This is a genomic window from Burkholderia pyrrocinia, assembly GCF_022809715.1.
GTDB classification, from domain to species: domain Bacteria; phylum Pseudomonadota; class Gammaproteobacteria; order Burkholderiales; family Burkholderiaceae; genus Burkholderia; species Burkholderia pyrrocinia_C.
On sequence record NZ_CP094460.1, the window covers coordinates 106,680 to 128,387 of the forward strand.

Annotated in this window: 17 protein-coding genes; 12 read left to right on the forward strand and 5 right to left on the reverse strand. The window is 67.3% G+C overall.

Going from position 1 to position 21,708, the window contains the following annotated elements:
- Positions 1-107 precede the first annotated feature (107 nt).
- From MRS60_RS17330 to MRS60_RS17345, 4 genes are all read left to right on the forward strand, one after another.
- Complete coding sequence (locus MRS60_RS17330; RefSeq protein WP_034180032.1) at positions 108-476, forward strand: DUF2946 domain-containing protein; 369 nt, start codon at positions 108-110, stop codon at positions 474-476.
- A gap of 83 nt (positions 477-559) precedes the next feature.
- Positions 560-2,692 (forward strand): TonB-dependent copper receptor, encoded by a 2,133-nt coding sequence (locus MRS60_RS17335; RefSeq protein WP_243566272.1) that lies wholly within the window; start codon positions 560-562, stop codon positions 2,690-2,692.
- 220 nt (positions 2,693-2,912) lie between these two features.
- Positions 2,913-4,007, forward strand: coding sequence for a triacylglycerol lipase (locus tag MRS60_RS17340; protein ID WP_243566273.1), 1,095 nt, complete (start codon positions 2,913-2,915; stop codon positions 4,005-4,007).
- A gap of 3 nt (positions 4,008-4,010) precedes the next feature.
- Positions 4,011-5,045, forward strand: a complete 1,035-nt coding sequence (locus MRS60_RS17345) for a lipase secretion chaperone (protein ID WP_243566274.1) — start codon at positions 4,011-4,013, stop codon at positions 5,043-5,045.
- Between the two features lie 27 nt (positions 5,046-5,072).
- On the opposite strand, the gene MRS60_RS17350 is transcribed toward MRS60_RS17345, so the two are convergent.
- Positions 5,073-6,596: a PLP-dependent aminotransferase family protein gene (locus MRS60_RS17350; protein WP_243566275.1), complete on the reverse strand. Its 1,524-nt coding sequence runs from the start codon at positions 6,594-6,596 to the stop codon at positions 5,073-5,075.
- Between the two features lie 107 nt (positions 6,597-6,703).
- Here MRS60_RS17350 and MRS60_RS17355 point away from each other — a divergent pair, with 107 nt between their 5' ends.
- The 5 genes from MRS60_RS17355 to MRS60_RS17375 all read left to right on the forward strand — a co-directional run bounded on the left by MRS60_RS17355 (position 6,704) and on the right by MRS60_RS17375 (position 12,950).
- The gene (locus tag MRS60_RS17355; RefSeq protein WP_105392786.1) at positions 6,704-7,810 is read left to right on the forward strand and encodes an ABC transporter ATP-binding protein; all 1,107 of its coding nucleotides are present in this window, start codon (positions 6,704-6,706) and stop codon (positions 7,808-7,810) included.
- Between the two features lie 77 nt (positions 7,811-7,887).
- The gene (locus tag MRS60_RS17360) at positions 7,888-8,934 is read left to right on the forward strand and encodes an ABC transporter substrate-binding protein (protein ID WP_105392770.1); all 1,047 of its coding nucleotides are present in this window, start codon (positions 7,888-7,890) and stop codon (positions 8,932-8,934) included.
- A 99-nt stretch (positions 8,935-9,033) separates the two neighbouring features.
- Positions 9,034-10,287 carry an ABC transporter permease gene (locus tag MRS60_RS17365; RefSeq protein WP_034180132.1) on the forward strand — a complete coding sequence of 418 codons (1,254 nt, stop codon included), beginning with the start codon at positions 9,034-9,036 and terminating at the stop codon, positions 10,285-10,287.
- Positions 10,288-10,319: 32 nt separating this feature from the next.
- The gene (locus tag MRS60_RS17370) at positions 10,320-11,159 is read left to right on the forward strand and encodes an ABC transporter permease (protein ID WP_034180026.1); all 840 of its coding nucleotides are present in this window, start codon (positions 10,320-10,322) and stop codon (positions 11,157-11,159) included.
- Between the two features lie 372 nt (positions 11,160-11,531).
- Positions 11,532-12,950: an MFS transporter gene (locus tag MRS60_RS17375; RefSeq protein WP_243566276.1), complete on the forward strand. Its 1,419-nt coding sequence runs from the start codon at positions 11,532-11,534 to the stop codon at positions 12,948-12,950.
- Positions 12,951-13,035: 85 nt separating this feature from the next.
- Here MRS60_RS17375 and MRS60_RS17380 read toward each other — a convergent pair whose 3' ends face one another.
- Positions 13,036-14,775 carry a S53 family peptidase gene (locus MRS60_RS17380; protein ID WP_131949322.1) on the reverse strand — a complete coding sequence of 580 codons (1,740 nt, stop codon included), beginning with the start codon at positions 14,773-14,775 and terminating at the stop codon, positions 13,036-13,038.
- A 701-nt stretch (positions 14,776-15,476) separates the two neighbouring features.
- Here MRS60_RS17380 and MRS60_RS17385 point away from each other — a divergent pair.
- Genes MRS60_RS17385 through MRS60_RS17395 form a run of 3 tightly spaced genes read left to right on the forward strand, consistent with a single transcriptional unit; the run spans position 15,477 to position 16,662 of the window.
- Positions 15,477-15,800 carry an ArsR/SmtB family transcription factor gene (locus MRS60_RS17385; RefSeq protein WP_034180131.1) on the forward strand — a complete coding sequence of 108 codons (324 nt, stop codon included), beginning with the start codon at positions 15,477-15,479 and terminating at the stop codon, positions 15,798-15,800.
- Positions 15,797-16,228: an SRPBCC family protein gene (locus tag MRS60_RS17390; protein WP_034180023.1), complete on the forward strand. Its 432-nt coding sequence runs from the start codon at positions 15,797-15,799 to the stop codon at positions 16,226-16,228. Before MRS60_RS17385 ends, MRS60_RS17390 begins: the two co-directional genes overlap by 4 nt.
- Positions 16,225-16,662, forward strand: a complete 438-nt coding sequence (locus tag MRS60_RS17395; protein ID WP_243566277.1) for a DUF1801 domain-containing protein — start codon at positions 16,225-16,227, stop codon at positions 16,660-16,662. Before MRS60_RS17390 ends, MRS60_RS17395 begins: the two co-directional genes overlap by 4 nt.
- Positions 16,663-16,787: 125 nt before the next feature.
- On the opposite strand, the gene acnA is transcribed toward MRS60_RS17395, so the two are convergent.
- From acnA to MRS60_RS17410, 3 genes are read right to left on the reverse strand one after another with little or no spacing between them, the layout of a single operon-like run.
- Complete coding sequence (gene acnA, locus MRS60_RS17400) at positions 16,788-19,505, reverse strand: aconitate hydratase AcnA (RefSeq protein WP_243566278.1); 2,718 nt, start codon at positions 19,503-19,505, stop codon at positions 16,788-16,790.
- Positions 19,506-19,557: 52 nt separating this feature from the next.
- Entirely contained in the window at positions 19,558-21,009 is a 1,452-nt protein-coding gene (locus tag MRS60_RS17405) for a bifunctional 2-methylcitrate dehydratase/aconitate hydratase (RefSeq protein ID WP_034180020.1), read from the reverse strand.
- Positions 21,010-21,031: 22 nt separating this feature from the next.
- Positions 21,032-21,547: a hypothetical protein gene (locus MRS60_RS17410; RefSeq protein ID WP_034180019.1), complete on the reverse strand. Its 516-nt coding sequence runs from the start codon at positions 21,545-21,547 to the stop codon at positions 21,032-21,034.
- Positions 21,548-21,708: the final 161 nt, after the last annotated feature.

Consider the following 21,708-nt stretch of genomic DNA (forward strand, 5'->3'; position numbering starts at 1 on the left):
GACAACCATGCGCCCCGCTTCGTTTACCGTCATCCGCGGCTGGCCATCGAGGCGAACATTCTGTAACATCTCGGCTGTTTTTACGTTCCGCTTACTCGCCGCCGCGCATGCTGCACCGACATCGTCACCTGACCGCCTGGCTTGGCGTGCTCGCGATCTGGTTCGCGATCGCGGCGCCGCTGGTGTCGCAGTGGCGCATCGCGCAGGCGGCCACACCCGACGCGATCGTCTGCAGTGCAGAGCACGGCGCGCATCGGTCGCCCGATGCGGGCCGCATGCACGATCATGCGCTGCATCTCGATGCGTGCGGCTATTGCGGATTCTTCGCACACAGCCCCGCGATCGGCGCGCCTGCCGCCGCGTCGTTCGCTTCCGTTTCCGTCGTTTCCGTTTCCGCCGCCGCGTCGCCAGCCGTCGCGGCGCGCGCCGACCGCTATCCGCGCGCGTATCCACGCGCACCGCCCGAGCGCGCCTGACGCGCTGTCTTCCGTTCTTTCCACCGCCGATATCCGTGCGGCCCGTCGAGGCCGCGTGGAGGGCGTCACTCGGGCTTTCGATCATGACCATTTTCCAGTTGCGTGCGCCGCGGGCGTCACGCAATGCCTGTGCGCGGCGCGTGCCGCGCATGTTGAAACTCACCGTTCCCGCGCTCGCCGTCGGCGCGCTGGCCGCGACCGCTGCCGCGGCCGAAACGGCTCGCGCGGCCGGCGCGCCTGCGGACGACGCGGCCGCGCTGCTGCCGCCCGTCGAGGTCGTCGCGTCGCCGCTGACGACGCCGCTCGTCGTCGTCACGGATCCGAAGGCGCCGCGCCAGCCGCTGCCCGCCAGCGACGGCGCGGATTACCTGAAGACGATCCCCGGCTTCACGTCGATCCGCGGCGGCGGCACGAACGGCGACCCCGTGCTGCGCGGGATGTTCGGTTCGCGGCTGAATATCCTGGCGAACGGGATGCCGACGCTCGGTGCCTGCCCGAACCGGATGGATGCGCCGACGTCGTACATCGCGCCGGAAAGCTATGACAAGGTCACCGTCGTGAAGGGGCCGCAGACCGTGCTGTACGGCCCGGGCGCGTCGGCCGGCACCGTGCTGTTCGAGCGCGTGACGCCGCGTTTCGACAAGCCGGGCATGCGTTTCGAGGGCAGCCTCGTCGGCGGCTCGTTCGGTCGCAACGACCAGAACATCGACGTGACGGCCGGCACGCCGGACGTCTATGGCCGTGTGACCGCGAACCACGCGCATTCGCAGGACTACAAGGACGGCAACGGCAACACGGTGCCGTCGCAGTGGGACAAGTGGAACGCCGATGCGGCGCTCGGCTGGACGCCCGACGACCATACGCGGGTCGAACTGACGGCCGGCACGGGCGACGGCTACGCGAAGTATGCGGGCCGCGGGATGGACGGCGCGCATTTTCGCCGCGAGACGTTCGGCCTGTCGTTCGACAAGCGGCATCTCGGCGACGTGCTCGACCGGATCGAGGCACGCGTGTACTACAACGAAGCCGACCACGTGATGGACAACTACACGTTGCGGCAGCCCGACCCGACCAGCAGCATGCCGATGCGGATGGCGTCGGAGGTGCGCCGCCGCACGGTCGGCGCGCGCGCTGCCGCGACGTTCCGTTTCGGCGACGACTTCAAGCTCGTGACGGGTGTCGACGCGCAGTCGAACCGGCTCGATTCGCGCTCGGCGATGGGGCGGCAGAACTACGGCGACCAGCCGTGGGATGCGCAGGCGACGATGTGGAACGCGGGCGCGTTCGGCGAGTTGACGTGGTACGCGAGCGACGTGTCGCGCGTGATCGGCGGCGCGCGTGTCGACTATGCGAGCGCACGCGACAAGCGCGCGACGACGAGCGGGATGATGATGAAAAAACCCAACCCGACCTTCGACGACGACCGCGCACGTGTGCTGCCGAGCGGCTTCGTGCGCTACGAGCGCGATCTCGCGTCGCTGCCCGTCACGTGGTACGCGGGGATCGGTCATGCGGAGCGCTATCCCGACTACTGGGAGTTGTTCTCCGCGAAGCGCGGGCCGACCGGTTCGGTCAACGCATTCTCGGCGGTGCAGCCGGAGAAGACCACGCAGCTCGACATCGGCGCGCAATACAAGAGCGACCGGTTCGATGCGTGGGTGTCGGCCTACGCAGGCTACGTGCAGGACTTCATCCTGTTCAACTACGCGGCCGGCATGATGGGCCCGACCACGCAGGCGACCAACGTCAACGCGCAGATCATGGGCGGCGAAGCAGGCGTGTCGTGGCGGCCGGTTGCGCCGCTGCGCGTCGAGACGTCGCTCGCGTATGCATGGGGGCGCAACGTGGCGAGCGGCGATCCGCTGCCGCAAATGCCGCCGCTCGAGGCGCGCATCGGGCTCGAATACACGCGCGGCGCGTGGTCGGCCGGCGGCCTGTGGCGGATCGTTGCGCCGCAGCATCGTTATGCGCTGAACGAGGGCAACGTGGTCGGCAAGGACTTCGGCCCGAGCGCCGGATTCGGCGTGCTGTCGCTGCATACGCAATACAACGTCAGCAAGACCGTGCAGGTCTCGGTCGGCGTCGACAACGTGCTGAACAAGGCCTACACCGAGCATCTGAACCTCGCGGGTAATGCCGGCTTCGGCTATCCCGCGAACGCGCCGGTGATGGAGCCGGGCCGTACCGCATGGGTACGCGTGAGCGCAAAGCTGTAGCGCGTTGCGCGTGTGCGTTGCAGCATGCGCGCACATGAACGCAGCCCCGCCCGAACGGGCGGGGCGCGTCAACCGATTAGAGAACCGTGTCTAGTCGGGGCGCAAACGTTGGCCGCTCGTGTTTCACTCCGGCATTCGACGGTCACGGCGCACACGAGGGTGCCGCGTGCGTCGATTCGAGTTCATTCGTACCGGCAGCACAATAATCAGGAGAACATGCATGGCCAGATCGATGCGTTCCAGGGTGGTGGCAGGGGCAGTGGCATGCGCGATGAGCGTCGCGCCGTTCGCGGGGACGACCGCGGTGATGACGCTTGCGACGACGCACGCGGCGATGGCGGCGACCGGGCCCGCCGACGACTACGCGACGACGCGTTATCCGATCATCCTCGTGCACGGGCTCACGGGCACCGACAAGTACGCGGGCGTGCTCGAGTACTGGTACGGCATCCAGGAAGACCTGCAGCAGCATGGCGCGACCGTCTACGTCGCGAACCTGTCGGGCTTCCAGAGCGATGACGGCCCGAACGGGCGCGGCGAACAGCTGCTCGCTTACGTGAAGACGGTGCTCGCCGCGACGGGCGCGACCAAGGTCAATCTCGTCGGTCACAGCCAGGGCGGGCTCACGTCGCGTTATGTCGCGGCCGTCGCGCCCGATCTCGTCGCGTCGGTGACGACGATCGGCACGCCGCATCGCGGCTCCGAGTTCGCCGACTTCGTGCAGAGCGTGCTCGCATACGATCCGACCGGGCTTTCGTCGTCGGTGATCGCCGCGTTCGTCAATGTGTTCGGAATCCTGACGAGCAGCAGTCACAACACGAACCAGGACGCGCTCGCGTCGCTGAAGACGCTGACGACCGCACAGGCCGCCACGTACAACCAGAACTATCCGAGCGCGGGCCTTGGCGCGCCGGGCAGTTGCCAGACCGGCGCACCGACGGAAACCGTCGGCGGCAACACGCATCTGCTGTATTCGTGGGCCGGCACGGCGATCCAGCCGACGCTCTCCGTGTTCGGTGTCACGGGTGCGACGGATACGAGCACCATTCCGCTCGTCGACCCGGCGAACGCGCTCGATCTGTCGACGCTCGCGCTGTTCGGCACGGGCACGGTGATGATCAACCGCGGCTCGGGCCAGAACGACGGGCTCGTGTCGAAGTGCAGCGCGCTGTACGGCCAGGTGCTGAGCACGAGCTACAAGTGGAACCATATCGACGAGATCAACCAGTTGCTTGGCGTGCGCGGCGCGTATGCGGAAGATCCGGTCGCGGTGATCCGCACGCATGCGAACCGGCTGAAACTGGCGGGCGTGTAATCGATGACGGCACGTGAAGGGCGCGCGCCGCGGGCGCGGCGCGCTGTGGTCTACGGTGTCGCGGGGCTGGCGGCGATCGTCGGCGTCGCGATGTGGAGCGGTGCGGGATGGCATCGCGATACGGGTAGCACCGGCGAGTCGCCCGATGCTGCGGCGGTGGGCGGCGTGGCTGCGGCACCGCCGCGGGCCGCCGTGCCGGCGAGCGCGGGCCTGCCGTCGTCGCTGGCCGGTTCCAGCGCGCCGCGGCTGCCGCTCGATGCCGGCGGCCATCTCGCGAAGGTGCGCGCGGTACGCGATTTCTTCGATTACTGCCTGACCGCGCAGAGCGATCTCAGTGCGGCCGCGCTCGATGCGCTCGTCGCGCGCGAGATTGCCGCGCAGCTCGACGGTACGGCTGCGCAGGCCGACGCGCTCGACGTGTGGCGCCGGTATCGCGCGTATCTCGACGCGCTCGCGAAACTGCGCGATGCCGGCGCGGTCGACAAGTCCGACCTGGGCGCGCTGCAGCTCGCGCTCGACCAGCGCGCGTCGATCGCGTATCGCACGCTCGGCGACTGGAGTCAGCCGTTCTTCGGCGTGGAGCAGTGGCGGCAGCGCTACGATCTCGCACGGCTGAAGATCGCGCAGGATCGCACGCTGACCGATGCGCAGAAGGCCGAACGGCTCGCGGCGCTCGAGCAGCAGATGCCGGCCGACGAACGCGCGGCGCAGCAGCGGGTCGACCGGCAGCGGGCCGCGATCGACCAGATCGCGCAGTTGCAGAAGAGCGGGGCGACGCCCGATGCGATGCGCGCGCAACTGACGCAGACGCTCGGGCCCGAGGCCGCCGCACGCGTCGCGCAGATGCAGCAGGACGACGCATCGTGGCAGAGCCGCTACGCGGACTATGCGGCACAGCGTGCGCAGATCGAGTCGGCCGGCCTGTCGCCGCCGGACCGCGACGCGCAGATCGCCGCACTGCGGCAGCGCATGTTCACGAAGCCCGGCGAAGCCGTGCGCGCGGCGTCGCTCGATCGCGGCGCGGGCAGCGCGCAGTAACGCGGGCGCCGCCGCATGTGACCGGCCTTATGCCGCGCGCGTGATGTGCCGCGGCAGATGCTGCTCGATGGTATCCGCGAGCGTGTCGAACGCGGGCCCGATGCTTTCGTGCGGGACGCACGCATAGCCGAGCAGCAGGCCGCGCCGAGCGGTGTCGAGGTTGCTGTAGTAGCTGGTGAGCGGGCGTACGATCACGCCCGCGTCGAATGCGCTCTGCGTGACCGCGCGATCGTCGCACGTGTCGGGCAGGCCGAGCACCAGGTGCAGGCCGGCCTCGTCGCCCATCACGGGCAGCGCGTCGCCGAAGCGCGCTCGGATCGCGTCGATCATCAGTTGCCGGCGCTCGCCGTACAGCGTGCGCATGCGCCTGACGTGCGACGTCAGGTGGCCGTCCATGATGAATTCGGCGAGCACGGCCTGCTGCATCAGCTGGCCCTCGCGGTACAGCTCCGACAGCCCGGTGCGGAAGGTGTCGACCAGATGCTCGGGCACGACCATGTAGCCCATCCGCAGGCCCGGGAACAGCATCTTGCCGAGGCTGCCGACGTAGATCACGCGGCCGCCGTCGTCGAGCCCCTGCAGCGACGCGAGCGGGCGGCTGCCGTAGCGGAATTCGCTGTCGTAGTCGTCCTCGATGATCCAGCAGCGGTGCTGACGCGCGTATTCGAGCAGCATCCGGCGCCGTGCGAGGCTCATCACCATCCCGAGCGGGTACTGATGCGACGGCGTGACGAGCACGAGCCGCGGCGGATGCTGCATGTCGCCGGCACGCGGCGCGAGCCCTTCCTGGTCGACCGGCACCGGCGCGAGCGTGAGGCCGGCCGCCTGCAATACGCTGCGCACGCCCCAGTAGCACGGTTCCTCGACCCACGCGCGATCGCCGATGTCGGACAGCAGCCGCACCGCGAGATCGATCGACTGATGAATGCCGGTCGTGATGATCACCTGGTCCGGCGAGCATTTGACCGAGCGCGCGACGCGCAGGTAATCGGCGAGCGCGCGCCGTAACGGCCGGTAGCCGCCGCCCGGCGCATAGGTCAGCAGCTCGGGGTTCGCGTCCTTCCACAGCCGCGCCTGCAGGCGGCTCCACGTGCGGCTCGGAAACTCCGACACGTCCGGCACGCCCGGCATGAACGCACCCCACTGGCGCCGCGACACGCCCGCGTGCTCGATCAGTTGCCGGCCGCGCATCGACAGGCTGCCCTGCGCGTCCGGCGGCGGCAGCGCGCCGGCGTCGGACGGCGGCGGCGCGGCGCCCGGCGCGCGAATCGCGGCGGCGTCCGGCCGCGTGTCGGCCACGTAGGTGCCGCTGCCGGTCGTCGTCAGCACATAGCCTTCGGCCGTCAGCTGGTCGTACACGTGCAGCACGGTATTGCGCGCGATCGACAGGTCCGCCGCGAGCGTCCGGGAACTGGGCAGCTTTGTTCCTGGCCCCAATTCTCCGGTCAGGATGGCCTGCTGCATCTGTTGCAGCAACTGCCGGTACATCGGCTCGGACGAGCCGCGGTCGAGGCGGGCGGAGAGCCAGTCGGCAAGGATCACGGTATCCAAAGTGGTCCTACTTGGAATATTGAAATGGTTCCCTAGTATAGAACCGTGCGCACCGTATAGTGGATCGCATCTCAAAAACGATTGTCGCGACGCAAGGGGACAGCATGATGAAGTCCGATGATGTGATCGTCAGCTTTCGCGGCGTGCGGAAGACCTATGACGGTGAAACGCTGGTCGTCAAATCGCTCGACCTCGATATCCACCGAGGGGAATTCCTGACGCTGCTCGGGCCGTCGGGTTCGGGCAAGACGACCTGCCTGATGATGCTCGCCGGTTTCGAGTTTCCGACCGGCGGCGAGATCCGCCTCGACGGCGAACTCCTGAACAACGTGCCGCCGCACAAGCGCAACATCGGCATGGTGTTCCAGAACTACGCGCTGTTCCCGCACCTGACGGTCGAGCAGAACGTCGCGTATCCGCTGACCGTGCGCAAGCTGCCGGCCGCCGAGCGCACGGAGCGCGTCGCGCATGCGCTGAAGATGGTGCAGATGGAGCGCTTCGCGAAACGCTACCCGGCGCAGCTGTCGGGCGGCCAGCAGCAGCGTATCGCGCTGGCGCGTGCGCTCGTGTTCGAGCCGAAGCTCGTGCTGATGGACGAGCCGCTCGGCGCGCTCGACAAGCAGCTGCGCGAACACATGCAGTACGAACTGAAGGCGCTGCACGAAAAGCTCGGCGTGACCTTCGTGTACGTGACGCACGACCAGGGCGAGGCGCTGACGATGTCCGATCGTGTGGCCGTGTTCGACAAGGGCATCGTGCAGCAGCTCGACACCGTCGACCGCCTGTACGAATCGCCTTGCAACGAATTCGTCGCGAACTTCATCGGCGACAGCAACCGGCTGCGCGGCACCATTGCGAGCGTCGACGGCGAATTCTGCGAGTTCCGGCTCGACGACGGCACGAAGCTCGTCGGCCGTCATATCGGCGAAGCCGCCGAGGGCGCGTCGGCCGTCGCGTGCATCCGCCCCGAACGCATGAGCCTCGCCGCGCACGGCGCGAACGGGCATGCGAACGGCGCGGCCGCGAACCGGCTGACCGGCGAGGCGCGCAGCCTCATCTATTTCGGCGATCACGTGCGCATGCGCTGCGCGCTGCCGGGCCAGGACGAATGCTTCGTGAAGGTGCCGCTCGGTACCGGCGCGCTCGATGCGTTCTCGCCCGGCGCGCCGGTCTCGCTTGCATTCGCGCCCGAGCACCTGCGCGTGTTCGCATGAACAGGGTTTCCCCGATTTACCGCAGCACGTCGTCAACAACAACTGCCCACTTCCACCACGAGAGGAGAGGAACCATCATGAAACGAGCAAGCTTCACGGCGCGTCGCACCGCGCTGGCACTGGCGCTCGCCGTAGTCGGCGCATCGGCAACGGCCGCCGAACTCACGGTCGTCAACTTCGGCGGCGCGAACGGCGACGCGCAGAAGGTCGCGTTCAACCAGCCGTTCGAGAAGGCAACCGGCAACAAGGTCACCGCCGTCGAATACAACGGCGAGCAGGCGAAGGTGAAGGCGATGGTCGAGGCGAAGCACGTCAACTGGGACGTGGTCGAAGTCGAGTCGGGCGACCTGAACCGCGGTTGCGACGAAGGGCTGTACGAGAAGCTCGACTGGTCGAAGATCGCGAAGAAGTCCGACCTGATTCCGGAATCGCCGCAAACGTGCGGCGTCGGCTTCTTCGTGTGGTCGACGGCGCTGTCGTACAACGCGGACAAGCTGAAGTCGGCACCGACCGGCTGGGCCGATTTCTGGAACGTGAAGAAATTCCCCGGCAAGCGCGGGATGCGCAAGGGCGCGCGCTACAACCTCGAATTCGCGCTGATGGCCGACGGCGTCGCGACGAAGGACGTGTACAAGGTGCTCGGCACGAAGGCCGGCCAGGACCGCGCGTTCAAGAAGCTCGACGAGCTGAAGCCGTACATCCAGTGGTGGGAAGCGGGCGCGCAGCCGCCGCAGTTCCTCGTCGCCGGCGACGTCGTGATGTCGACCGCGTACAACGGCCGCATCGATGCCGCGCAGAAGGAAGGCAAGAACCTGAAGGTCGTGTGGAACGGCAGCATCTACGACCTCGACTACTGGGCGATTCCGAAGGGCTCGCCGAACAAGGCACTGGCCGAGCAGTACATCGCGTATTCGCTGACGCCGAAGCCGCAGCAGGCGTATGCGCAGCACATCGCGTACGGCCCCGCGAACATCGCCGCGATCAAGTCGCTCGACGCGAAGACGCTCGCGAACCTGCCGAACTCGCCGGCCAACGGCAAGAACGCGGTGCTGGAAGATATCGGCTTCTGGACCGACCACAGCGACGAGCTCGAGCAGCGCTTCGCCGCATGGGCGACGAAGTAACCGTTCAGGCATCCTGATGCAACCCGCCGCGCGGCGCGTCGATCGCGTCGCGCGGCATTCCGCCGGAGCGTGCCCGGCCGGAGAGACCCGTTGAATACGATGACGATCGCGCCTTCCTCGTCGGGCGCCGCGCTCAAGCGCGAGCTGAAGGCTGCCGAGGCCCGCAAGCGCACGATGGCGCTGCTGCTGGTCGCGCCGCTCGCGATTTTCCTGCTGCTGATCTTCGTCGTACCGATCGGCACGCTGCTCACGCGCGCGGTGCAGAACCCCGAGATCGCAACCGCGCTGCCGAACACGGTCGCCGCGCTATCCGGCTGGGACCGCAAGGCGTCGCCGGCCGACGCCGCGTATGTCGCGCTCGCGGCCGACATGACGAAGGTGGCCGACAGCGAGGCGATGGGCGCGCTCGCGCGGCGCCTGAACACCGAGATTCCCGGCTATCGCTCGCTCGTCGCGAAGACGGCGCGCGCGATGCCGCTGAAGGGCGACAATGAATCGACGCTCACGCCTGCGCAGACGCGCACGAAACTCGTCGAACTCGATTCGCGCTGGGGCGACACGGCGTACTGGCAGGCCATCGCGAAGAACGGCAGCACGGTTTCGCCGTTCTACCTGCTCGCCGCGCTCGACCACAAACAGGACGGCTTCGGCCACATCGTGCAGGCCGATCCCGACCAGTCGATCTATCTCGCGATCTTCGGCCGCACGTTCGTGATCGGCGTCGCGGTCACGCTGTTCGCGCTGCTGCTCGGCTACCCGCTCGCATACTGGATCTCGACGCTGTCGGAGCGGCGTGCGAACCTCGTGATGATTCTCGTGCTGATTCCGTTCTGGACCTCGGTGCTGGTGCGCGTCGCCGCGTGGATCGTGCTGCTGCAGAGCGAAGGGCTCATCAACACGGCGCTGATCGGCAGCGGGCTGATCTCGCATCCGCTGACGCTGCTGTTCAACCGCGTCGGCGTGTATATCTCGATGACGCACATCCTGCTGCCGTTCATGATCCTGCCGCTGTACAGCGTGATGAAGTCGATCCCGCCGACCTACCAGCGCGCGGCCGTATCGCTCGGCAGCCATCCGTTCGCCGCGTTCTGGCGCGTGTACGTGCCGCAGACCTATCCGGGCGTCGGCGCGGGCGCGCTGCTCGTGTTCATCCTCGCGATCGGCTACTACATCACGCCCGCGCTGCTCGGCGGGCCGAACGACCAGATGGTCAGCTACTACGTCGCGTACTTCACGAACGTGACGATCAACTGGGGCATGGCGTGCGCGCTCGGCGGGCTGCTGCTCGCGGCGACGCTCGTGCTGTACGCGATCTACGGCCGCTTCACCCGCTCGAACGTGAGCCTCGGCTAAGCGCAACAACGGAACGGAAAGGGATTCGACCCATGAAACTGCTCGCCAGGCCGCTGTTTGCGCCGCACATGTCGTTCGTCGAGCGCGCGTGGTACGTCGCATTGCGCGTGCTCGTCGTGCTGACGCTGCTGTACCTGATCCTGCCGGTGCTCGCGATCGTGCCGCTGTCGTTTTCGTCGAGCACGTTCCTCGTCTATCCGATCCCGGGCTTCTCGATGCGCTGGTACGAGAACCTGATCGCGTCGGACGAGTGGCGGATGGCCGCGAAGAACAGCTTCATCGTCGCGCCGTCGGCGACCGTCGTCGCGACCGTGCTCGGCACGCTCGCCGCGATCGGTCTCACGAAGGCCGACTTCCGCGGCAAGGCACTGCTGATGGCCGTGCTGCTGTCGCCGATGATCGTGCCGGTCGTCGTGGTCGGCGTCGGCATGTACCTGTTCTTCGCGCCGCTCGGGCTCGCGAATACCTATACGGGGCTGATCGCCGCGCACGCGGCGCTCGGCGTGCCGTTCGTCGTGACGACGGTCGCCGCGACGCTGCAGGGGTTCAACCACAATCTCGTGCGCGCGAGCCTGTCGCTCGGCGCGAATCCGGTGTCGACGTTTTTCCGCGTGACGCTGCCGGTGATCGCGCCGGGCGTGATGTCGGGCGCGCTGTTCGCGTTCGCGACGTCGTTCGATGAAGTGGTCGTCACGCTGTTCCTCGCGGGCGCGGACCAGACGACGCTGCCGCGCCAGATGTTCACGGGCATCCGCGAGAACATCAGCCCGACGATCGCCGCGCTCGCGACGATCCTGATCATCTTCTCGACGAGCCTGCTGCTCGCGCTCGAATGGCTGCGCGGACGCAATGCGCGACGCGCGGTGACCTGATCCGATCTGGCGCGACGGCAGCGCACGCATGCCGAGCATCGGCGCATCGGTGCGATTCCGATGCGCGGTGCCGCCGGCAGACGCGGCCGGGCCGGCCGCCCGCGCCGACACGACGAAGACGGGCACGCGCCCGGAATGCCAGCCGGCGCTCGCCGACTCGTAGATCGTTGTGCGCTCAACGATACCGCGCATCAAGCACGGCATCGCGCAAGCTTTCGTTTCGCTGACTGACGAGGCGGCCGCCTGCACGTTCGAGACGGCTCTGCAACAATACGGATCGCGGCAGCGCGCGCCGGTCTTGCCGTCCGGAACGCACGCCGCCGCGCCGCTCAATCCGCGACGCCGCGCGTCGCCCGTCAGCCGAGCCTCATCTTGTCCGAATTCACTTCCCCCGCCGGCGCCCGGGAGCCGGCCGTCAATTGGCGCGCGATGTCCGCCGTGCTGCTGGCCGTCGCGCTCGCGACGCTCGACACCGCGATCGCGAACACCGCGCTGCCCGCGATCGCCGCCGACCTGCATGCGTCGCCGGCTGCGTCCGTGTGGATCATCAATGCGTACCAGCTCGCGATGGTCGCGACGCTGCTGCCGTTCGCGTCGCTCGGCGACATCGTTGGCCACAAGCGCGTGTATATCGCCGGGCTCGCGGTGTTCACGCTCGCATCGCTCGGTTGTTCGCTCGCGTCGACGCTGCCGATGCTGACGGCCGCGCGGATCGTGCAGGGCTTCGGCGCGAGCGCGATCATGAGCGTCAACGTCGCGCTGATCCGCGGCCTGTTTCCCGCGCACCGGCTCGGGCGCGGCGTCGGCTTCAACGCGCTCGTCGTCGGCGTGTCGTTCGCGGTGGGGCCGACGATCGCGTCGCTGATCCTGTCGGTCGCCGCATGGCCGTGGCTGTTCGCGGTGAACGTGCCGCTCGGCGTGTTCGCGCTCGCGGTGGCGATTCCGTCGCTGCCGCAGACGGCGCGCGGCAAGCACGCGTTCGATCCGGTCGCCGCACTGTTCAACGTGATCACGTTCGCGTCGCTGATCTTCGCGCTCGGCGAATTCGCGCAGCGCGGGCCGCTTTCCGTGGTGTTCGCGGCTGCTGCGGTTGCGTTCGCGTTCGGCTGGCTGCTGATCCGCCGCCAGGCCGGGCACCCGGCGCCGATGCTGCCGGTCGACCTGTTTCGCCGGCCCGTGTTCACGCTGTCCGCGCTGACCGCCGTGTGCGCGTTCGCCGCACAGGGGCTCGCGTTCGTGTCGCTGCCGTTCTATTTCGAAACCGTCCTGCATCGCAACGCGGTCGAGACGGGGTTCCTGATGACGCCGTGGTCGGCGATCGTCGCGCTCGCCGCGCCGATCGCGGGCCGCCTGTCGGATCGATACCCGCCCGGCCTGCTCGGTGCGATCGGGCTCGCGTTGCTGAGCGCGGGCATGGTGTCGCTCGCCGCACTGCCGGCGGCGCCGAACGTATTCGACATCGGCTGGCGGATGATGCTGTGCGGCGCGGGCTTCGGCTTCTTCCAGTCGCCGAACCTGAAGGCGCTGATGTCGAGCGCGCCGCCCGAGCGCAGCGGCGGCGCGAGCGGGATCATCGCGACCGCGCGGCTGATCGGGCAGGCAACGGGCGCGGCGCTCGTCGCGCTGTCGTTCGGGATCGCGGGGCGTCACGGGCCGACGCTCGCGCTGATGCTCGGTGCGGGATTCGCGGGGGCCGCGAGCGTCGCGAGCGGGTTGCGGCTGTTTGCGCCGTCGCATCGGATCGGTGTGCCGGCCGCACCGGAGCCTGTGAAGGAGCGGGCGACGGAGTAGGGTGATGCGCGAATACCGCGCGACCTGAACGCGACCAGGCCGGCGCGCGGCAAACTGCTGCCGCGCGCCGGCCTTCACATATCGCTCAGAACCCGCCCGACTTGATCAGCTGATTGAGGTTCGCGATGTTCAGGCTGCCGAAGCCGGTCGTCAGATCCCAGCCGGTGCCGGCGGTGTAGCCATACCCCTGATAGCCGTTGTTCCCCGACACGACGTCATAGCGCACGAGCGACCGGTTCGACGGAATCGCGCGATACAGGTTGCCGGCCGGGAAACCGAGGCCCGTGCCGTTCGCCGCGAGCAGGCGCGCCCAGAAGCCCGTGAAAATCGGCGCGGCGAGACTCGTGCCGCCGATCTGCTGCAACTGGCCGTAGTTGTAGATGTACGCGCCCGTGCTTTGCGCGGCGTCGAACGAGACATCCGGCAACTGACGGCTGCTGCCCGACTGCCACGAAGGCGCGGGCAGGATCGTGCTGACGCCGCCGCCCGTCGCCCACAGCTTGCCGTTGCCGTCGAGGCCTTCGTTCCACACCGTTTCGTTCGAGAACGCGCCCGCCGACGTCGTGTAGAGCGTCGTGCCGCCGATCGCGAGCACGTGCGGCGACGAAGCCGGCCACGACACCGTGTAGTTCGAGCCGTCCGGATAGCCGCGGTTGTTGCACTCGTACACGCCTTCGTCGCCCGACGACACCGAGAACGTCTGGCCTTGCGCCGCGGCCGTCGTGAAGATCTGCTCCTCGGCGTCGAGCGTGCCGTCTGCGTTCGCGTCGGTTTCGCACCAGCCGAGCGACACGTTGATCACTTTCGCGGTGTTGTCCGACACCGCGCGGTTGAACGCCTGCGTGAGCCCCGTGTTGCCCGAGGCGTTGAGGTCGGCCATGTAGAACACGAGCTTGCCGACCTGGCCGCCGGCCGAGCCGACGATCGACTGGCTGTCGAGATCCCATTCGCCCTGGCCGTCCTGGTCGTCGCTGTAGCTGCCGCTCGTGCCGGTGCCGTTGGTCTTGACGGTCTGCGTCGAGACCGTGCCGTAACCGTTGCTCGACGTGAACTGCTTCAGGTCCTGCAGCGTCTGCGACACGCCGCCGATCGTGATGATGCCGACGGTCACGCCGGCCGCGGTCGGCACACCGGTCGCGTTGTAGAGGCCCGGGAATTCCTTCGGATAGTGGCCCGTCGCCGTGCCGGCCGCGAGTGCTTGCGGCTTCGCCACGTTGCCGATGCGCAGCATCGGCCGTGCGCGCGCGACGTTCTGCAGCCCGAGCACCGAGCCGACGATGTTGCCGAGCGCGCTCGGCACCTGCGCGGTCGATGCGTTCGCGAAGCCCGAGCGGCCCGCGTACTCGAAGTGCACGAGCGACGTGTTGAACGCGGTCTTCACCGTGCCGGCCGTGCCGCGCGCGGACACCAGCAGCCGGTTCGGCGCGACCTCGATGTTCACGAAGCCGCTCTTGCGCAGATAGTCGACGACCGACTTCACCTGCGCGTCGGTCGGCGCGTAGCTGGCGAGGAACTGTTCGTGCGTCAGGTACTGGCGGTAATGCGCGCTGCCGGGCCGGTTCACGTCGCGCGCCAGTTGCTTGAGCTGCGCGGCGTTGCGCAGCTTCAGGCTGACGACGACGTCCGTCGTCTCGCCGGCCGCGAGTTCGAGCGACGGCGCCGCGCTGCGCGCCATCAACTGCGGGCCGGTCAGAAAGGCCTTCGTGTGGGTGTCGACCCAGTCCGTCGTCGCGTGCGCTGCGCCGGCGGCGAGCACGAGCGGCCATGCGCACGCAAGGTGGCGGGGCGAAGGAAGGGGCAGGGCAAACCGGGCATTCCTTTTCATCGGGAGTCCTTTTTAGGAGAGACGACGTTGCTGGAGCCCACAACCCTTGTGGGGCCGCGAGCGGTGACGAGCGTAGGGCGTCGGTGCCGTTCAGGTAGCTGCCAGTTTCCATAGCTGTCAGTTCTGACATCGGCGTGCGGAATTGCGCGTGGCGCACGGTGAACGCGGCGAGCGGCGGCCGCCGGCGAGGGAACCGGTTCGCGACACGACGGCACGACGATGCGCGGCGTTCGCGCGCACGAGTCGTTCGTCGCAGCGCCGGAACGTGCGCGATGACGTCGCGGACCGGCCATGCGCATGCGTGCTTCGCGACCGGGTGTGGACGCAGGCCCGAGTCGCACTATGTGGTCAAACGATGCGATGCGGGCCGAGCCGCTTCGCGCATGCACAAAAACAGGGCCGGCCGATCCCGATCGTTTCCCGAACTGTGGAACAGCGCATGGCCCAGTCTTGCAGGCGGCTTTCGGACGCGAGGCCGCCATCATGAATTAGAGCAAACACTCGAGTCCGGACGGGCAAAGCAGGCGTGATCCGGCGGCAAGCGAAGCCTTCGGCACGTCCGCTTCCGGCGCGATTGCGCCCGACGCGAAGCGTGCCCGCATGCGGCAACGGCACGCATCGGCATCCGCGAAATTCCTTCTTGACTCTTGCCGTTCAGCAGATATTCTCCAATCCATAACCAACGGGTTATGAATTTGGACATGCAGAACGCTCACGACATGCTTTTCAGGACGCTTGCCGATCCGACGCGCCGCGCGCTTTTCGAGCGGCTGTGCGAGGAGGGCGAGCTCACGGTTGCCGCGCTGACCGCCCATGCGGGCGTCTCGCAGCCGGCCGTGTCGAAGCATCTCGGCGTACTGAAGCAGGCCGGGCTCGTGAATGACCGTCACGAAGGCCGGCAGACGCACTACAGCGCACAGCCGCAAGCGCTGGCCCCGCTGATCGACTGGACGAGCCAGATGGCAGGCTTCTGGCAGAACCGGTTCGACGCCCTCGAAGATCTGCTCAAGAGGATGGATCAATGAACCAAGCCACTACCGAAACGCGCTCCGTCGTCGTCGAACGGGAGCTGCCCCATCCGCCGGAGAAGATCTGGCGCGCGCTCACGCAACCGCACCTGATCGAGGCGTGGCTGATGAAGAGCGACTTCGAGCCCGTCGCGGGCCGCGCCTTCAGCTTCCGCGCGGACTGGGGCTCGGTCGACTGCACGGTCCTGACGATCGAGCCGCCGCGCGCGCTGTCCTACACATGGGCCGCGTACGGTCTCGAAAGCGTCGTCACGTGGACGCTCACGCCGACGCCGGCCGGCACGCACCTGCGCATGGAGCAGGTCGGCTTCCGCGCGGATCAGGAGCAGGCATACCGCGGCGCGCAGCACGGCTGGGTACGGTTCTTCGAGTCGCTCGAACAGGTGCTGGCCCGCCCCGACGAACGCACGGAGGCCCGCGCATGAGTGCAACGGACCTGCAACCGTCGGAGCGCATCGACGCGCTGATCGCCGGCATCGCCGACTGGCGCGGTCCGCTCTTCGCGGACCTCCGCCAGACGATCCTCGCGGCCGATGACGGCATCGTCGAGGAATGGAAATGGATGGGCAGCCCCGTGTGGTCGCGCGACGGGATGATCGCGGTCGCGAATGCGCACAAGGGCAAGGTGAAGCTGACGTTCATGCACGGCGCGCATCTGCCCGATCCCGGCGGGCTGTTCAATGACGGCCTCGAAGGCAATGCGCGGCGCGCGATCGATTTCTTCGAAGGCGACCGGATCGACAAGCGGGCGCTGAAGACCCTCGTGCGCGCGGCGATCGAATACAACCGCACCCATCTGAAGAAGAACGCGCGAGGCGCGGGCGCGGGCGCGAAGGCGCGCGGCGACAAGGCGGCGTGACGCGTCGGACGAACGGCCGCATCGCGTAACGCGCGCAGGCAAAAAAAAGCCCGACACGAGGTCGGGCATCCAAATCGGCCGCAACCGCCCGCGAGGCGGCTGCGGCACCTGCAAAAGCAGGGTGCTTACGCTGCGAGCAGCGAGCGCAGCACGAACGGCAGGATACCGCCGTGCTTGTAGTAGTCGACTTCGATCGGCGTATCGATGCGCAGCAGCACCTGCACGCGCTGCGTTTCGCCGTTCTTGCGGTTGATCACGAGCGTGACGTCCTGCTGCGGCTTGAAGTCGTCGCCGAGGCCTTCGATGTCGTACGTCTCGTCGCCGGTGATGCCGAGCGACTGGACGCTGTCCGAGCCCTTGAACTGCAGCGGCAGCACGCCCATGCCGACCAGGTTCGAGCGGTGGATGCGCTCGAAGCTGCGTGCGATCACGGCCTTCACGCCGAGCAGTTGCGTGCCCTTCGCGGCCCAGTCGCGCGACGAGCCCGTGCCGTACTCTTCGCCTGCGAACACGACGGTCGGCGTGTCGGCGGCGATGTACTGCATCGCTGCATCATAGATCGACTGCTGTTCGCCGCTCGGCTGGTGGATCGTCAGGCCGCCTTCGACGCGCGTGCCGTCCGCCTTCGCCGGGATCATCAGGTTCTTGATCCGGACGTTCGCGAACGTGCCGCGCATCATCACGTCGTGGTTGCCGCGGCGCGAGCCATAGCTGTTGAAGTCGGCCTTCTGCACGCCGTTTTCCTTCAGCCACTTGCCTGCCGGCGAATCTTCCTTGATCGAGCCTGCCGGGCTGATGTGGTCGGTCGTGACCGAGTCGCCGAAGATGCCCAGTGCGCGCGCGCCCTTGACCGACGGGATCGAAGCGGCCGGTTCCATCGAGAAGTCGTTGCCGAAGAACGGCGGCTCCGCGATGTACGTCGACTTCGGCCAGTCGTAGACCTGGCCCGATTCGCCCTCGATCTTGCTCCAGAGGTCGCCCTTCTTGGTCAGCTTCGAGTAGTTGTCCTCGAACTTCTTCGGATCGAGCGCGAACTTGAGCAGCGCGTGGATTTCATCGCTCGTCGGCCAGATGTCGCCGAGGTAGATGTCGCGGCCGCCCTTGCCCTTGCCGACCGGCTCGGTCATCAGGTCGCGCGTGATGTTGCCGGCGATCGCGTACGCGACGACGAGCGGCGGCGATGCGAGGAAGTTCGCGCGGATGTTCGGGTGGATACGCGCTTCGAAGTTACGGTTGCCCGACAGCACGGCTGCCGCGACGAGGTCGTTCTTCGTGATCGCTTCGTTCAGTTCCGGCGTCAGGTCGCCCGCGTTGCCGATACAGGTCGTGCAGCCGTAGGCCGCGACTTCGAAGCCGAGCTTCGACAGGTAGGGCAGCAGGCCCGTTTTCGTCAGGTACTCGGTGACGATGCGCGATCCCGGCGCGAGCGACGTCTTGATGTGCGGTGCGACGGTCAGGCCGGCTTCGACGGCCTTCTTCGCGAGCAGGCCGGCAGCCAGCAGCACGCTCGGGTTCGACGTGTTCGTGCACGACGTGATCGCGGCGATCAGCACGTCGCCGTTCTTCACGTCGACGCCGTTGCTCGTCGTGTACTGCGTGTTCAGGTCGTCCGCCTTCTTCGCGAAGCCGTTCTCCGCGACCGGCTTCGAGAACAGGTCGGTGAACGTCGACTTGACGTTGCCGATCTCGATGCGGTCCTGCGGGCGCTTCGGGCCGGCCAGCGACGGTGCGACCGTTGCCAGGTCCAGCGTGACCGTCTTCGTGTAGTCGATGTCGCCGGCCTTCGGAATGCCGAACAGCTTCTGCGCCTTGAAGTAGTTTTCGAACGCGGCGATTTCCGCCTTCGTGCGGCCCGTGCCTTCGAAGTAGTCGATCGTCTTTTCGTCGACCGGGAAGAAGCCCATCGTCGCGCCGTATTCCGGCGCCATGTTGCCGATCGTTGCGCGGTCCGGCAGCGACAGCGACTTCGTGCCTTCGCCGAAGAATTCGACGAACTTGCCGACGACCTTTTCCTTGCGCAGCATTTCGGTGATCGTCAGTACCAGGTCGGTAGCCGTCACGCCTTCGCGCAGCTTGCCCTTCAGCTCGACGCCGACGACGTCCGGCGTCAGGAAGTACACCGGCTGGCCGAGCATGCCGGCTTCGGCTTCGATGCCGCCCACGCCCCAGCCGACCACGCCGATGCCGTTGATCATCGTCGTGTGGCTGTCCGTGCCGACGAGGGTGTCCGGGTAGTACACGGTGTCGCCGCCGTCCGCCTTCTTGTGGACGCCGCGCGCGAGATATTCGAGGTTCACCTGGTGGACGATGCCGACGCCCGGCGGCACGACCTTGAACGTGTCGAAGGCCTGCATGCCCCACTTCATGAACTGGTAGCGCTCGTTGTTGCGCTGGAATTCCAGTTTCATGTTCAGGTCGAGCGCGTCCTTCTGGCGGAAGTAGTCGATCTGGACCGAGTGGTCGACGACGAGATCGACCGGGACCAGCGGCTCGATCTTCTTCGGATTCTTGCCCGTGCGCTCGGCGACGCCGCGCATGGCCGCGATGTCGGCGAGCAGCGGCACGCCCGTGAAGTCCTGCAGCACGACGCGCGACACCACGAACGGAATCTCGTCGACGCGCTTCGCGGTCGGCTTCCAGTTCGCGAGCTGCTCGATGTGCTCTTCGGTGATCTTCTTGCCGTCGTAGTTGCGCAGCACGGACTCGAGCACGATACGGATCGACACCGGCAGGCGCTCGATCTTCGTCTTCAGCTCCTTGCCGAGTTGCGGCAGCGAGTAGAACTTGCCTTTGCCGGAACCGCTGTCGAATTCCTTGAGGGTCTTGTGGAGATTGTGGGCCATGGTGATTTTCCTGGGTTTAAGGCTAGGAAACAACGTGTCCTGTAGATGACGGCTATATCACATACAAGTCGACGTACTCATCGACCGGCATCGCTTCGAGCTTTGCCTGGTCCAGCGACACGTCGAGAATCGCTTGTTGCTGCTTTGCCGGGAAGCGGCGGGCGAGGTTGGTCCGGAACTTCTCGACCAGCAGCGGGATGCCGTCCGCGCGGCGTCGCTTGTGGCCGAGCGGGTATTCGACCGCCACTTCGGCAAGTTTCGATCCGTCCGTGAACTCGATCGTCAGTGCATTCGCGATCGATCGCTTGTCCGGATCGTGGTAATCCTTCGTGAACTGCGGATCCTCGACGCACACGGTTTTCGCGCGCAGCGCGTCGATGCGCGGGTCCGCTGCGGCCGCATCTTCATAATCGGCCGCGGTCAGCCGGCCGAACAGCAGCGGCACGGCGACCATGTACTGGATGCAGTGGTCGCGGTCGGCCGGATTGGCGAGCGGGCCCTGCTTGTCGATGATGCGGATCGCGGCCGCATGCGTGCGGATCGTGATCCGGCTGATGTCGTCGGTCGTGCGGCCCGCCGCGGCGAGCTGCGCGTGCAGCTGCAGCGCGGCCTCGGCGGCCGTCTGCGCGTGGAATTCGGCGGGGAACGCGATCTTGAACAGCACGTTTTCCATTACGTACGTGCCGTACGGGCGCTGGAAGCGGAACGGCTGCCCGTCGAACAACACGTCGTAGAAGCCCCAGGTTTTTGCGGTGAGCACCGACGGGTAGCCCATTTCGCCGGTTTTCGCGATCAGCGCGAGGCGCACCGCGCGGGACGTGGCATCGCCGGCCGCCCACGACTTGCGCGAGCCCGTGTTCGGTGCGTGGCGGTAGGTGCGCAGCGCGTGGCCGTCGACGAACGCGTTGGATACCGCGTTGATCAGCTCGTCGCGCGTGAGCCCGAGCAGCCGGCCGACGACGGCCGTCGACGCGACCTTCACGAGCAGCACGTGGTCGAGCCCGACCGCATTGAACGAATTCTCGAGTGCGAGGCAGCCCTGGATCTCGTGGGCCTGGATCATCGCGACCAGCACGTCGCGCATGAGCAGCGGCTTCCGGCCGGCCGCGACGGCCGTGCGGGAGAGCCAGTCGGCCGTCGCCAGGATTCCGCCGAGATTGTCGGACGGATGGCCCCATTCGGCGGCGAGCCAGGTGTCGTTGAAGTCCAGCCAGCGGATCATCGCGCCGATGTCGAACGCGGCCTGGACGGGATCGAGCTGGAAGGACGTGCCGGGCACCTTCGCGCCGTTCGGCACGATCGTGCCGGGCACGACGGGGCCGAGCAGCTTGGTGCAGGCAGGGTAGGACAGCGCCTCGAGTCCGCATCCGAGCGTGTCGATCAGGCAATGACGCGCCGTCTCCAGCGCGAGCGCGCTGTCGATGCCGGTGTTCAGCACGTAGTCGACGATGTCGACGAGTACCGTATCCGGAGCAGGGCGGACGTTGGAGACCGGGGCGGACATCGAGGGGCCGGGGGGAACGCGCTTAGTTCGTTGCCGGCTTCAGCTCGTTCGACTGCGTCGGTGCCGGCGTGCCTTGCGCCATTTCCGGCGTCACGCACTCGTCCGCGAGGCGCTCGCCGCCGTTCGCGTCGGAGAACAGCATCGCCTTGGACGGGATCACGACCAGCTTGAAGCCTGCTGCCGGATCGTAGAACGTGTCGGCGCCCGTCGTCGTGGCCTGACGCGGCAGCTTGTAGTTCTTCTTCGCCCAGTGAACCGTGACGACCTGGTCGCGCTTCATGTCGCCGGCGAGGTCGAACGACAGGCCATCCTTACAGGCCCACTTGACCGCGCCGTCCGGTACCGGATCGACCTTGGCAGCGGCGCGCGCCTGCGCCTTCTTGCTGCGCGGGATGATGCGCTTGGCCGGCGCCGGGCGCTTGGCCGCGGCCTTCTTCGCGGTCGTGGTGGCCGTACCCTGGGCAAACGCGCTCGGAGCCGAGACCAGCATCGTGGCGGACAAGGCGCCGATGGCGGTAGCGATCAGGAGTTTCTTCATGGAGTCAGAACCTTTCGATAATCAGTTGACAAGGGCCGGCAATCGAAGCTGCCGGCCGGTTTGAAACTGCACGCGCCCCGAAAGCGCGCAGCGGCCGCTATTTTCACCTATTTGGCCGCGCATACATCAGGTTTTCGGGCTCCGTTACGTTTTTTGTCGTT